The 13,763-nt window shown below is 56.5% G+C and carries 7 protein-coding genes and 1 tRNA gene; 2 read left to right on the forward strand and 6 right to left on the reverse strand.

Going from position 1 to position 13,763, the window contains the following annotated elements; genetic code table 11:
* Nucleotides 1-200 precede the first annotated feature (200 nt).
* Nucleotides 201-494, forward strand: coding sequence for a hypothetical protein (locus KIH26_RS10580; RefSeq protein WP_213445036.1), 294 nt, complete (start codon nucleotides 201-203; stop codon nucleotides 492-494).
* A 64-nt stretch (nucleotides 495-558) separates the two neighbouring features.
* Here the strand turns inward: KIH26_RS10580 and KIH26_RS10585 are convergent.
* From KIH26_RS10585 to murJ, 5 genes are all read right to left on the reverse strand, one after another.
* Nucleotides 559-635 (reverse strand) — tRNA-Ile (locus tag KIH26_RS10585).
* Nucleotides 636-749: 114 nt separating this feature from the next.
* Nucleotides 750-1,778, reverse strand: coding sequence for a methionine synthase (locus tag KIH26_RS10590; protein ID WP_213445038.1), 1,029 nt, complete (start codon nucleotides 1,776-1,778; stop codon nucleotides 750-752).
* Between the two features lie 13 nt (nucleotides 1,779-1,791).
* Nucleotides 1,792-2,895, reverse strand: coding sequence for a DUF3108 domain-containing protein (locus KIH26_RS10595; protein ID WP_213445040.1), 1,104 nt, complete (start codon nucleotides 2,893-2,895; stop codon nucleotides 1,792-1,794).
* Nucleotides 2,880-4,685, reverse strand: coding sequence for a M61 family metallopeptidase (locus tag KIH26_RS10600; protein ID WP_213445041.1), 1,806 nt, complete (start codon nucleotides 4,683-4,685; stop codon nucleotides 2,880-2,882). The genes KIH26_RS10595 and KIH26_RS10600 overlap by 16 nt, the downstream gene beginning before the upstream one ends.
* A gap of 3 nt (nucleotides 4,686-4,688) precedes the next feature.
* Nucleotides 4,689-6,254, reverse strand: a complete 1,566-nt coding sequence (gene murJ / locus KIH26_RS10605; RefSeq protein ID WP_213445043.1) for a murein biosynthesis integral membrane protein MurJ — start codon at nucleotides 6,252-6,254, stop codon at nucleotides 4,689-4,691.
* Between the two features lie 59 nt (nucleotides 6,255-6,313).
* Here murJ and trmL point away from each other — a divergent pair, with 59 nt between their 5' ends.
* Nucleotides 6,314-6,778, forward strand: a complete 465-nt coding sequence (gene trmL / locus KIH26_RS10610) for a tRNA (uridine(34)/cytosine(34)/5-carboxymethylaminomethyluridine(34)-2'-O)-methyltransferase TrmL (protein ID WP_213445045.1) — start codon at nucleotides 6,314-6,316, stop codon at nucleotides 6,776-6,778.
* A 144-nt stretch (nucleotides 6,779-6,922) separates the two neighbouring features.
* Here the strand turns inward: trmL and KIH26_RS10615 are convergent, their stop codons facing one another.
* Nucleotides 6,923-13,735 (reverse strand): Hpt domain-containing protein, encoded by a 6,813-nt coding sequence (locus KIH26_RS10615; protein ID WP_249661158.1) that lies wholly within the window; start codon nucleotides 13,733-13,735, stop codon nucleotides 6,923-6,925.
* Nucleotides 13,736-13,763: the final 28 nt, after the last annotated feature.

The following is a 13,763-nucleotide window of genomic DNA, read 5'->3' on the forward strand; positions in this document are numbered from 1 at the left end:
GATTTTTTGACCCGTCGGCTTCAAAATACGTGTGAAGCAAAAACGCTTTTGAAATAACCATACCGGTTCAAACAAGCGAACTGTCGGTCGCCACAAGCAGCCGCACCAGAGACCAGAAAGTGATCCTTGCCATGAGCAAAAACTCGGGTTTCGATCCCCTCGGCCATGGCCGCGGTGAATCGAGATCTTTTAATTTGTCGATGCCTTTTCGCCGTAGCAAAGCGCAGGATGAGGCTGCCAAAAGAAAAATGAGCGTCTCTGAAGTCAAGCTCAAAGTCGAGCTGTGCTTTCAAGATATCGACAACAAAGATGCCGAGCGTCTGCGTTACAAAGTTCGCAGCACGCGTGAAGTCAAAGAGCTCTGGATGCTGCGCAGCGATATCCATCAACTCATCTCTCGCCACATCAGCCAACACGAAGCAGCACAGCGTATCAATGCACTCCTGCCTTGCTTTGCCCATTGGATGCCAGCTCAGTCGCTGATCAAAATCTGAAGCGCCGCTGGCAAAAAACAAAACCCGCTTGCACCTTTAGGACAAGCGGGTTTTTTCATTCGAGTGGTAGGCCCAGAGGGACTTGAACCCCCGACCAAGGGATTATGAGTCCCCTGCTCTAACCAACTGAGCTATAGGCCCACTGCTTAAGAAGCCATGATTATCGCAGGGAAATGTGCGTGTTCTGCACTATGAAAGTAATAGCACTTTGCGCAGGTTCTATGCCGGCGATATGCCGATTTGGCTTATAAATTCTTATAAAAACCGTGATCCAGCCAGCTTCGCGCCCTCTGCCAAGGCTTGTAGCTTTTGCATGGCTACCTCGCGGCTCATCGGAGCGAGGCCGCAGTTGGTGCAGGCGATCAGCTTGTCTTTGCGCACGAATTGCAGGGCTTGGCCGATGGTCTCAGCAATTTGCTCAGGCGTTTCAATCTCTGAGCTTGCCACATCAATCACGCCGACCATGACTTCTTTGCCATCGAGCAATTTCATCAGCTCAGGCGGCACGTGCGAATGGAAGCACTCCAGGCTGACTTGATCGATGCTGCTTTTGGCCAGCGCGGGGAAGACTTGGCTGTATTGACGCCATTCCTCGCCCAGCGTGGCTTTCCATTGGTTGTTGGCTTCAATGCCGTAGCCATAGCAAATGTGCACGGCTTTCTTCGCAGTGAGGCCAGCGCAGGCAATCTCTAGGGCTTTCACACCCCAGTCTGCGGCCTCGGCCATATAGACGTTGAACGCGGGCTCGTCGAACTGAATGATGTCCACACCGTCCGCTTGCAGGGCTTTGGCTTCTTGGTTGAGCAACTCAGCGAATGCAAAAGCCATCTTCACGCGATCGCCGTAGAAGCGATCTGCCACGGTATCGACCATGGTCATCGGGCCGGGCAGGGTGAATTTGAGCTGGCGATTCGTATGTGCGCGGCAAAACTGTGCTTCCGCCGCATGCACGCGACCCTTGAGCTTCAAGGGCGCGATCACCTGAGGCACCATGGCTTTGTAGCGGTCGTTGCGGATGCCCATCTCCACCTTGTTAGCGAAATCAATGCCTTCGACTTTTTCCAAAAAGCCGTGTACGAAATGCTGGCGTGATTGCTCGCCATCGCCGATCACGGACAGGCCGGCATCTTCTTGCGCTTTGATCCAGAGCAGGGTGGCATCGAGTTTGGCTTGGCTTAGCTCATCGCCTTGGCTCTTCCATTGCGGCCAGAGTTTGTTGGTTTCAGCAAGCCAAGCGGGTTTGGGTAGGCTGCCAGCGATTGCGGTAGGAAATGCGGTGCTCATAAGGGGCTCTCATTCATCGTTGTTGAATCTGATCTGCAATCAACTCGGCATAAGCCTCGGGATTGAGTTGGATGCGTATTTTCGCAGGCAGGTATTGCAAGCTGGGGGCGAGCCAGAAGCTCATGGTGATCGTTCCGCGCGGATTGGCCAAGGGGCGCGGTTTGAACTCATGCACTGTCACTGGCCCAATGCGCGGCAAATTCATGGTCTCGGCGGGGCCAATGTCATAGACCCACTCATCCAAGCCGCCGGGGCGGCCAAGCCAGATGCGCAGCGTTTGCCCCTCTTGGAGCTTGGCGCGGCCTTCGGTGAAGCGGTGGCCGATATCAATGAACTGGCTTACGGTGTCTTGTACGGCGAGCGGCTCTGCGGCTGGTCGTGGAACGCGGCGATTACCTTCCAAAATCACATCATGGTCTTCCAGTTTCAAAGGCCGGATGCGCGGGTTGGCCAAGATGCGCTTGGAATATTCTTCAAACGCTTCTGGCAGCAAACCTTGCGGGCTGACCCGGCCTTGGCTTGTCATGCGCAGCTCATACAGGCCGGCGTCCACAATCACGCGCACTTGGTAGCGTTCGTTGTTCTCTCCCTCGCGTGTCCACTGCACTTGGCCAGTACCAAACAGCTCGCCTTGAAAGTAGCCGGTGAGTTTGTAGCTCACGCGCGTGTCTGCCGGCCAGTTGCCTGTGATGAGCAGGCTGTCGGCCTGGCCTGCAGGCTGGGCGGTGAGCGTTTGTGAGGGCGTGGCTTGGGCAGTTGTGACAGTCTCGGTCGGTGTGTTGATGGCGACGGTGGTGCTGGGCGCAGCAGGTTCAGTGGCAACAGGCTCAGGCGCAGGAGGAGGTGAGGGCGTGGCGAGGGTTTCTGTGACGGGAGATTTGCTGATCACTGCAGCGCGAGGCGCACGCGGCGGCGCGGGCGGCGGAGGGGGTGGCTCAGGGGGTGGCGAATCAGCTTGAGGAGAGGCTGCTTCAATCGTGCGTGTGAACAACGGATCGGTCTTCTGCGCTAAAGCACCTGCGCTTTGCATTTGCGAGCCAACCCCGATCAAGCCTAGCAAGTGAAGCAGCAGCGCAGCCAGCAGAGCCAGCAGGAGCGGTTTTAGCCAAGCAGCCATGCGCTCAAGGGTTCATCTTTGGTGCTGCGCAGCATGCAGCTGCTGCTGGGCTCAGTGGATGCGCCCGGCAGCGTGAGCTGGAGTCTGAGCAAGCGTTTGTCGCGGGAAACTGTGGCTGTGGTGTTGGCCGCATTGCCGCACAGCAAAGCCAGATCTTCCAATTTATGTATGCGCCAATCATCCACAGCCAGCCACTCATCACCTGGGGCGAAGCCAGCCTGTTGGGCCAAGCCGCCCGTCAGCACATTCTTGATAATGAGGCTGCCGCTGGATTCACTCACCCGCAACCCCAGACGCTGCGCCATGGGCAAAGAAGCGCCTGGCTCGGCTGTCATGCTCACGCCATGCGCTTCGAGTAACTCTTGCAAAGGTAAATCACCTGTGCCATGCACCCAAGCGGCGATCTCTTTCGCATAGGAGCGCCCTGAAAGTTGCTGCAGGGCTGCAGCGAAATCTGCCTCGGTGATACCGCCTTGGCCTTTCTCAGAGGCTTTGGATTGTTTCCATAGCAAGCGCATCACCTCATCGAGCGAAGTGGTTTTGCTTCCCTTTCCACCTTTGCGTAAGCTGAGATCAAAACACAAGCCCACCAAAGAGCCCTTGGTGTAGTAGCTCACCGTGGCATTGGGTGTGTTCTCGTCTTGCCGATAGTATTTCACCCAAGCATCCATGCTGGCCTGCGCCACGCTTTGCACTTTGCGCCCAGGCGTTTGCTGCACTTGATTGATGGCTTTGGAGAGCAGGCGCAGGTATTGCGTCTGATCAATCAAACCGGCTCTGCGCAGAATCAGATCGTCGTAATAACTCGTGAAGCCTTCGAAGAACCACAGCATCTGGGTGTAGCTTTCTTGGGCGTAGTCGTAGGGCAAAAATTCTTGGGGCTTTAGGCGCTTCACATTCCACGTGTGGAAATACTCGTGGCTGATCAAGCCGAGCAAGGTGGTGTAGCCTTCAGATGGTTTGGTCATGCCGATACGCGGCAGATCGCGTCGGCTGCAAATCAGCGCTGTGCTGGCACGATGCTCTAAGCCGCCGTAGCCATCATCCACCGCATTGAGCATGAACACATAGCGGTCAAACGGGGGTTGCGCATCTTTGCCGTGCCAGAACTGCAATTCGGCCTCAACGATTTTTTTCGTATCGGCCAGCAATCTCGCGCCATCAAAAGAAGCTGGCGCACCGCTCACCACAAACTCATGCTTGACACCGCGCAGCGTGAAGCTGCCGTGCCAGCACTGCTGATCTGAACCGATTTCAAAAGGCGTGTCGGCCAAATGATCGTAATCCTCAAACACATACTCGCCCAGCAGCTTATGAGATGCTTTTTTAGAGGGTTTTAGGGGTTTTGCCGGCGTAAATACTGCGCAGAGTGCTTCTGAATTGATAGCGTTTAGAGAGAGACCATGCTCTTTTTCTTCCTGCCCCTCGACGCGCAAACACAGTGAGGTGGGATTGAAAAACGCACGCTGAGCATCTAACCAAGCCGTGCGCACAGAATTGTCAAAGGCATACACCTCGTAGCTGATCACCAAAGGCTTGGCCGTGCTGCTCTTGATGCGCCAAGTGCATTTATCCAGTTGCTCTGCGGCGCAGGCTTTGCCGTCTTGGCTGGCAGACAAGTTTTGCACATGCTTAGAAAACTCGCGCACCATGTAGCTGCCCGGAATCCAAACTGGCAGGCTCACGGTTTGCAATCTTGCGGGCTTCGCCACAGTGAGCGTCACGCGCCACAGATGTGCATGCACATTGGCTGCTTCAATCAGATAGTGAACAGGTATCGCTTTGATCATGAATTACCTTTTTAGCAAGGCGCGGATTTTCAGACCCGATGCCCAGCATGCTCCAAAATAGATAGCAGCTGATGCAGACAGAACGCCGGCGAGAAGCCCGATCCGCTGCAAATAAGTGCTCTGCATCGCCACCCAATCCACGGCCTGCGCACTCCACAATAAAAAAACCGCCAGCAAGCTGCTCGCCGCCAACACTTGAATCGCAAACAAACCCCAGCCCTTACTTGGCGCATAGGTTTTGCTGCGCAGCAAACCTATCAGCAACCAAAGTGCATTGAGCATCGCGCCTAAGCCAATGGAAAGCGCAAGGCCTGCATGCAAGAGATGGGGTACTAAAAAATAGTTCAAGATTTGCGTGAAGATCAAGACCACCACAGCGATCTTCACGGGTGTTTTGATGTCTTGTTTGGCATAGTAAGCCGGTGCGAGCACCTTGATCGCCACAAGGCCAAGCAAGCCAGAGCCATAGCCCATGAGCGCCAGCGCCACTTGCTGCACATCCGTGCCCTTGAATGCGCCATAGTGATACAGCACAGCCACCAGCGGCGTGGCAAAGCACAGCAAGGCCACAGCGCTTGGGACAGCGAGCAGCACCACGAGGCGCAGCCCCCAATCAATCATCGAAGAAAATTTGTCGTGATCACCGCTGGCTTTAGCCGCGGCCAACTGCGGCATGAGAACGACACCTAAAGCCACGCCTAGCATGGCCGTAGGAAATTCCATCAAACGATCAGCAAAGCTCAGCCAGCTCACCGAGCCTGTGGCCAGATGCGAGGCGATTTGCGTGTTAATCAGCAGCGAGATTTGCGCCACGCTCACGCCGAGCAGGGCGGGTAGCATCAGGGTTAGTATGTTTTTGATAGCAGGCTGCGCAGTGTATTCGCCGGCTAAACGTGGATTGAGCTTAAATTTTGGTAGCAAATTTAACTTCTTCAAGGCCAGCAGCTGCACACCCAACTGCATGACGCCGCCCAGCATCACGCCAGCGGCGAGCGAATAAATTGGCTCAATGCCTCGCGCTTTGAGCTGAGGCGCAAGCAGCCAAGCCGCTGCAATCATCGCCACATTGAGCAGTACGGGCGTGGCCGCAGGCACAGCAAATTTCTTCCAAGTATTGAGCACGCTCGAACACAGCGCCACCAGTGACATGAAGGCGATGTACGGGAACATGAATCGGGTCATCAGCACCGAAACTTCAAACGCACGCGGCGTTTGCTGCAAGCCACTGGCCATCGCCCAAACCAGCAGCGGCGCAGCAGCCACGCCGATCACACAGGTGATGATCAAAGCCCAAAGCAGCACCGTGCCGACTTGATCCACGAGTTGCTTGGTCGCCTCCTCGCCGTTTTTCTCTTTGCTCGCTGCGAGCACGGGTACAAAAGCTTGGCTGAACGCGCCCTCGGCAAACAGGCGACGCAACAAATTTGGAATACGGAAGGCCACATTGAATGCATCCGTCATCGCTGATGCGCCAAACATCGCAGCCACCACCAGCTCACGCACCAAGCCCGTGATGCGCGAAGCTAGCGTCCAGGCAGAGACGAGAGAGGCGGATTTGAAGAGAGACATCAGAGTTTTGGCTTTCCCTTAAGTTTAACTGGGTGACCCAGCTGCACGACAATACAGCCATGTTCAATGTGATCTTGTTCCAACCCGAAATCCCGCCCAACACCGGCAACGTGATCCGCCTATGCGCCAACACCGGCTGCACTTTGCACCTGATCGAGCCGCTGGGCTTTTCCATGGAAGACCGCTACATGCGTCGCGCAGGGCTGGATTATCACGAATACGCTTCCACTCACAAGCATGCTTCGTGGCAAGCTTTTCTGAGCACCTGCCAACCTAAACCCAACCGCATCTTCGCTTTCACCACGCGCGGTAGCCATAGCGTGTTTTCGCAAACTTTCGCAGCAGGAGATTGGCTGCTCTTCGGCTCTGAAACCGCTGGCCTGCCTGCAGACTTGCGAGATGGTTTCCCACCCGAGCAACGCCTACGCCTGCCTATGCGCGAGGGTCAACGGAGTTTGAATCTATCGAACGCCGTGGCCGTAAGCGTGTTTGAGGCTTGGCGGCAGAATGGCTTTGTTAGTTAGCGTGAGCGGTTATCAACGAATAGAACGCAAAAGACGCAAAAAAACGCAAAAAAACGCAAAAGACGCAGAAAACAGCTTGTATTTTCTGCGTCTTTTGCGTTCCTCTGTTTGAGGTGGCAAGGGCTTAAAGCAAAGCTATCAAACTCAGACTGTCGCCTCTTCCCGCGCATACCGACGAATCAAGCTCAGCAGCTCTTCTTCGTTGTAGGGCTTACCGAGGTAGTGGTTCGCACCCAATTCAAACGCATATTCACGATGCTTTTCAGCGATACGTGAAGTGATCATGATCGTGGGCAGGTGTTTGAGCTTGTCGTCGGCACGCACATTGCGTAGCAGATCAAAGCCATCCATACGCGGCATTTCAATGTCTGACAAGATCACCGATGGCAACTCTTCAGCCAAACGCTCCAGCGCTTGCAAGCCATCGGCTGCCATCGTCACACGGTAGCCTTCGCGCTGCAGCAGGCGCTGCGTCACGCGGCGCACAGTGATGGAATCGTCCACCACGAGCACGAGGGGCACGGTCGGCGGCGAGATTGAAGCGGGATTGGCAGGCACGAGTGGCACGACGGGCTGCGCATCGCCTGAGAGCTCACGCGGCACAGCATCGCTGATATCGAGCGAGCCCATTTGCGAAGACACGGCCTGAGATTCGAGCGCATGCGGTTGCGCTGGATCGAAGCTCATGGCGCGGGCTTGTGCGCCATACACCGTGGCCAAGGCGACAGGGTTGTAGATCAGAGCCACAGCACCTGAAGCCAGCACCGTCATGCCAGCCAAGCCAGGCAAGCGAGACAGCTGAGGGCCGAGGTTTTTCACCACCACCTCTTGGTTACCCAACACTTCGTCAATGTGCACGGCCACGCGCTGCGCTGCTGAGCGGAACACGGCCACCGGCATGGTCTTGGTCGCTGGCTCAGAGCTGGCGGAGGAATGCTGCAAGAGCGCGCCGGCCCAGAAGAAGGGCAGGCTCTCGCCAGCGTAATCGTAAGTGCCGCTGTTGTAGGCTGACTGCAGCTCCTTGAGAGAGGCGCGGCGCACGATCTCGATCAAGTTGGCTGGGATACCGATGGCCAGCTCGCCAATGCGCATCATCACCACCTGCGTCACAGCAGTAGTGAGCGGCAACACCAGCTTGAAGCTCGTGCCTTGGCCAGCGGATGTCGATGTCTCGATGCGGCCACCCAAAGCAACCACCTCAGAGCGCACCACGTCCATACCGACGCCACGGCCTGAGAGTTCAGTCACCGTAGCAGCTGTCGAGAAGCCGGGGGTGAAGATCAAGTTGGCGGCATCGTTGTCTGCAAGCGCTGCATCGTGACCAATCAAGCCCTGCGAAATGGCTTTTTCACGGATACGAGCGATATTCAAACCTGCGCCATCATCACGGAATTCAATCGATACGTCGTTACCTTCTTGGTGCAAGGTAATCACGATCTCGCCGCTGGCCGCTTTGCCAGCTGCCGTACGCGCTTCGGCCGCCTCGATGCCGTGAGCCACGCAATTGCGAAGCAAGTGCTCGAAGGCTGGCGTCATACGATCGAGCACGCCACGATCCATCTCAATCGTGCCGCCCAAGATATCGAGCTTGACCTGCTTGCCAGCATCCTTGCCGGCTTGGCGCACCACGCGATACAAGCGCTCGGAAATGCCTTCAAATTCCACCATGCGCGTGCGCAGCAAATCGCGCTGCAAATCACGGGTTTGGCGCGCTTGCATCACCAAATCGTCTTCGGTCGATTCAATCGTGCGTTGGATGTTGCGCTGCACGGTTGCCACGTCGTTCACCGATTCGGCCATCATGCGGGTGAGTTCCTGCACGCGGGTGTAGCGGTCAAATTCCAGTGGGTCAAAGTTCGCTTCGGCTTCTTTGGCTTGCTGAATGCGCGTCTGCATCTGCGATTCAGCTTGCACATCGAGCTCGCGCAGTTGGGTGCGCAGCTTTTCTAAGTTGCCGCCCAAATCGGTGAGCGAGCCGCGCAACTGCGACAGCTCAGCTTCCAAACGGGCACGCGTGATCATCACCTCACCTGCTTGGTTCATCAAGCGATCCAAGAGTTGAGCGCGAACGCGTACCGTTTGGCCAGGTGCTGTACGAACTGGGGCAGCTGGCGTGACCATTCCAGCCGCGCCCACCACAGGTTGTAAAGGTTGAGCAGGTGATGCTTGAACAGCTGGTGTGTTGGCAAGCACAGCGCCTGCGGCCACAACAGGGGCTGCAGTGCTTACAGAAGAGGGCTTGGCTGGCTCGTTGGCCAAGGCTGGATTGCGCAGCACATCAAAGGTGTGCTGCATACCATCGAGCTGCGCCATCAGCGGCTCAATATCCGCAGACTGCGCGCCCTCGTGGGGCACGGCCTCAACGTTGGATTCCATGCGGTGAGCCATCTCACCGAGGCGCATCGCACCGGCCAAGCGGGCACTGCCCTTCAAGGTATGCAAACCGCGCAACACTTCGCCGCGCGCACTCATATTGTCTGGGCGTGCGGTCCATTGGCGCAGCGCAGAAGCGGTGACCGGGAAAATCTCTTGCGCTTCTTCTTCGAAGATTTCAAACAAATCGGGATCGAGCGCGTCAACCGCGTCGATCTCGTCGTCGATCTCGTCTTGGCCGATCTGGCGGCTACGCACAGCTAGCACGGGGGCTTCTGTGAGGCTGGCCGCAGTTTGAACCGATGTAACTGGCGCAGGCGCTGCAACAGGTTTGATGGTCGGCTCTGGGGCAGGCTCGGGCGGCAAGGCTTTGACCGCTTCTTCGACGGCAAGCACCTCAGCTGGCGCTGCGGCTGGCTCGGCAGCGAAGGCGGCAGTGGCAGCAACAGCAGCTGTGGCGATAGCAGCAGGCGCGATGATTTCTGGCGTTGCCCAGCTAGGCGCAGGCGCTGGCTCAGCCGCGGTAGCGGGCGTTTCTGCTAGCGTGCTGAAAGCCGACGGCAAATCAAATGCTATTGAATCAGGAGCACTCTGCGCAGATTCTGTGCCGGCTATAGGCTGTTTTTCATCTAAATCGATGGTGCTGGCAGATGAATCATCTGTGAGTGTGGCCAGCGCCGATGCACTCGGCGTGAATGGCGCTTGCATGCAATGCGCCAAATCAGCCTCAATCTTTGGCGAGCTGTCTTTCAAAATGCCAGCGGCAAACTGATGCAGCAAATGGCGAACCTCTTCAGCAGCGCTCACAAACAAAGTAGCGTGAACATGCGGATCGTAATCACCATCTTCTTCAATGCGCTGCATGTGGATCAGGGTGTTCTCCAGTGAACGCGCCAAGCCAGACAAAGCAGAGAAGCCCACCGTGGCGGAACTGCCAGCCAAGGAGTGCGCGAACGCCACGGCATCATGAGGCACTTTGGCATGTGGCTCCATCGCCCATTCAGCCAAGCCATTGGCCAAACGGCGAGACCACTCATCAGCTTCGTTGAGATAGACGTTGTAAAGCGGCAGGCTCACGCGCAGCGGGCCCACGGCTTTGAATTGCTCCTCTGCGGCATACGCGCCCACACCGGGCATGCCTACAAAGGCAGCTGGCGTTGGTGTTGTCTTGCCAGTTCCAGATGCAAGCGCAGCTGCAGAACCAAGAGCGCCTGCAGCGGCAGCTGCTCCAGCGCCCCACCAGTTGGCAGATGATTCGGCAGTAGCAGATGAGCCACCCTGAAGATCAATCCCTAAATCTCCCAAGGTGCTGGGCTGGGTGTGGGGCGAGAGCGCAGCAGGGACAGTTGCTGTGCTGATGAAATCGCTTGGTCCTGTTGCCTCAGGCGCAGCCATTCTTGTCGGCATGGCCTGCAAAGTAGTCGCCATTGCGGTAGCAGCATAAGCACCGGCTTCAGGCGAAGTGGGTGCAGGAACAGGGGCTGGCAGAGGAAGGTTTTGCAGTGCCTCCAAATCCATTTTGCTGATCGTGAAGTCGTCATGTTCCGGCATGCTGGGCGAGTCCATTGCCAAAACATCTTCGGCCGATGCCTCAACCAGAGGCATCTCGGCTGAAATCACAGCGGAGTCGTCCATGGCCATCATGGCGCGCTCAAATTCAGCCAGCTCTTCAGCTGTGATGAGTGCTTCTTGCTCTGATGCCGTAGGCATCTCTGCAGTCAATTCGATACTCGAGCCGGCATCGGCGGTCACCACAGTCGATGCAATCGGCTCTTCAGGCAAAGTCGCAGCAACGATGGGTTCGGAAGCGGCGACTTCGAAATCGAAATCCATGTCCAGATCAAAAGCTGGCTCAATTGTGGCCGCTTCACCAGCTGGTGAAGCCTGTGGTGGCTGCTCGATGGAGGGCATCACGGGTGTTGCGATGGTGACTACTGGCTCTGGCTCAAGCAGCACAGGCGAAGAAACAGGCGCAAAATTTTGATCGAGATCACCCAAATGCAGTGAAAAATCAGGCTCGGGGGCTGCAGGTGCAGGCACTGCTGGCAAGCTGAGGTCTGGCAGGTCGAGCTCAGGCAAAGTCAGAGCTGGCTCAGGTTCAGCGATGAGAGAAGCTGCGACAGCGGCGAGCGCGCCAGCAGCAGCGGCTGGGATAGCCATCGCAGGTGTTTCTGGAGCGGGTATTTCTTCAGCAGCGGCCTTTACAACAGGTGCAACCCGTTCAGGCAAAGTTTCTGAAATGGCTTGTGGTGCTGCATCCAGCACGATGGGCTGGAATTGACCATGCAAGCGCAAAGCGTCCGCACTGGTGCGGAAGGGCGCTGAGCTGCGCTGTTTGCCACCACCTGCAGCGATTTCTTCGATCCAAGTTTGGTGTGCTTGCAGGGCTTGGGTCGACAATTCACAAAGTTGAGTCGTGGCTGGCTTTTGCTCCGCAAGCCAAGCATTCATCACCTGCTCCATCGACCAAGCAGCTTCGCCAAACACATTGAGCCCCACCATACGTGAGCTGCCCTTCAAAGTGTGGAAAGCACGACGAAGGGTGGTCATCTCGCCGATATTGTTCGGCTCGGCAACCAGGGCTTGCGTCGCAGCCAGACCATTGGCAGCCACTTCGCGCGCCTCTTCCAAGAAGATGTCCAGCAGCTCAGGATCAACTTCATCGGCATCGACGATCACAGGTGCTGTGGACGCGGCAGAAACAGGAGCCGGAGCAACTGCTGCGGTGGCAGCCATAGCCGCCATGGGCAATGTTGCATCGGGGTTGAAGCTGGCTGCCTGGGCAGGAGCTGGTCTCACGACCTCAGGCTCCTCCACAATGGTACGACCCATCAATGGCTTGAGCTCACCTTCGGCATCGTCAAACACAAACAACTTTTTGGCGAGCACCGGCTGATAGCTCAGCATATCGATCAGGAAGCCTAAAGCGCCCAGATTGTTGCCCAGCTTATTGAACATCGCGGTGTTGGCTGCAGTGTTGGCATCATCTGTCGAGACAATGATGTGTTCCACGTTGTCGCGCATGCGAGTAACAGCCAGCTGTGCGTGATCCAAACCGAGTACGGTCAGCACGCCACGCATCTGTGTGAGCTTGCCAGGCACATCGCTCAGCAGCACCTTGTCTTGCGGATCGCGGAAGAAAGCATCCATCAATTTCTCAAGCTCGCCCAAGGTCAACTTGAGCTCGCCCACGACCGAGCCCATGGTCTGGCGATCACTCACGCGGCGATACAGCTCTTCCATCCAAGATTCGAGGGGCTGGCTGTCTGCGCCGCCGCGAGCCATTTGCACGCGCTGCGCCAAATGCCCCATGCGATTGGCTTGTTGTTTGTCTTCCGGATCAAAGTCTTCGAAACTGGCTTCAAGATACAAAATGGCAGTCGCTACTTCCATGCCAAGCGCCGGTTCTGGCGGTTTTTGCTGGCGGGCCGTGCTGTCCACCACCTCGTTCATGGCAGTGATGAGACTCTGCCCTGAGGTAGGCAAGAGTTTGCCAATCGAATCGACCAGCAAAGACATCTGATCTTGCACTGGCTTGGCCTTGGTGAGTTCGCCAGCAGTGAAAGCTGACCAAGATTCTTTGAGCTGACCAATTCGTTTGCGCGCTTGCACCAGGAAGGTAGGGTCAAAGTGGCCGTAAAAACTCTTGCTGTAATCGACCGGAATGTGGTTTGCCAACCCATAGACCATACGCACTTCACCCAGCAATGGCGTCATGCCTTGAGGTGTGGCTTGCGCGCAGAAAAACAGCAAATCTTGCGCCAAGCGCTCGGGCACTGACAGATCGCCTTTCACATGGGTAGCCAGCTGGATCAATAGGCGTGAGACAGTACGTTTCACGTGCAGATCAGGTGCGAGCGATCCGGTGGCTACAGCCTCGAGCGCACCAGCTGCGATACGCCAAAAGACGCGAAAATTATTATCAACAGCCAGCTCAGTTTGATTTGCAAGTGCGGCGCTGAGTTGCGAGAGCTCTTTGCATGCAGCGATATCCGCGGCCTTAACGACCTGCAGAGCAGATTTATCAAAACGTGCGCGAAAATTAATATCCAGTGCCATGGCTGGCACGCCAGTGTCTTGAACATCGCGCCACTGCCAGGGCACTGCCCACAGATCTGCGGGGTGGACCCGTGTTGCACCTGCGAGCTCTTGCACGTCAGCATACTGGCTGAACAACTCCACTGCTGAAGGTTTCTTGCCAACAAGCAATGCCTCCAGATAGCCCAGCAATGCAAAGCTAGCGCGCTCTACCTTACCGGCTGCAGGATCAGTGCAAAGCTCAGGTTTGGTGATGAACTTCTGTACGGCACCTTCCATGCCACGCAGCATGGCAGCAGGAGATGTGAAGCCCACCATCTCCAGCGCACCCACCGATTGGTGCAATTGCTGGCGAGCAATGCGCAATTGGCTGGCATCAGCCGCATTCAGATCGGAGCCTTTAGCCAGCTCGGCATCACGCACATAGCGGCGCAGTGCCTTGGTGGCAGAATCCAGCGACTTGCGCAACTCATCCAGCACCCAAGCCAAAGGGCCGAGGTCATTGACACCGATGTCTGAGACGGGGGTGTTGGGAGATGTGGCCATGGTTCAGTTCATCCTGTTGCGTTGCGCG

Source organism: Variovorax sp. PCZ-1 (assembly GCF_018413605.1).
Classification (GTDB): Bacteria; Pseudomonadota; Gammaproteobacteria; order Burkholderiales; family Burkholderiaceae_C; genus JANMDU01.

What these genes read in the sequence shown, in the direction of transcription:
- KIH26_RS10580 (WP_213445036.1), top strand. Translation starts at nt 201, where the DNA reads ATGCCTTTTCGCCGTAGCAAAGCGCAGGATGAGGCTGCCAAAAGAAAA.
- KIH26_RS10590 (WP_213445038.1), bottom strand. Translation starts at nt 1,778, where the DNA reads ATGAGCACCGCATTTCCTACCGCAATCGCTGGCAGCCTACCCAAACCC.
- KIH26_RS10595 (WP_213445040.1), bottom strand. Translation starts at nt 2,895, where the DNA reads ATGGCTGCTTGGCTAAAACCGCTCCTGCTGGCTCTGCTGGCTGCGCTG.
- KIH26_RS10600 (WP_213445041.1), bottom strand. Translation starts at nt 4,685, where the DNA reads ATGATCAAAGCGATACCTGTTCACTATCTGATTGAAGCAGCCAATGTG.
- murJ (WP_213445043.1), bottom strand. Translation starts at nt 6,254, where the DNA reads ATGTCTCTCTTCAAATCCGCCTCTCTCGTCTCTGCCTGGACGCTAGCT.
- trmL (WP_213445045.1), top strand. Translation starts at nt 6,314, where the DNA reads ATGTTCAATGTGATCTTGTTCCAACCCGAAATCCCGCCCAACACCGGC.
- KIH26_RS10615 (WP_249661158.1), bottom strand. Translation starts at nt 13,735, where the DNA reads ATGGCCACATCTCCCAACACCCCCGTCTCAGACATCGGTGTCAATGAC.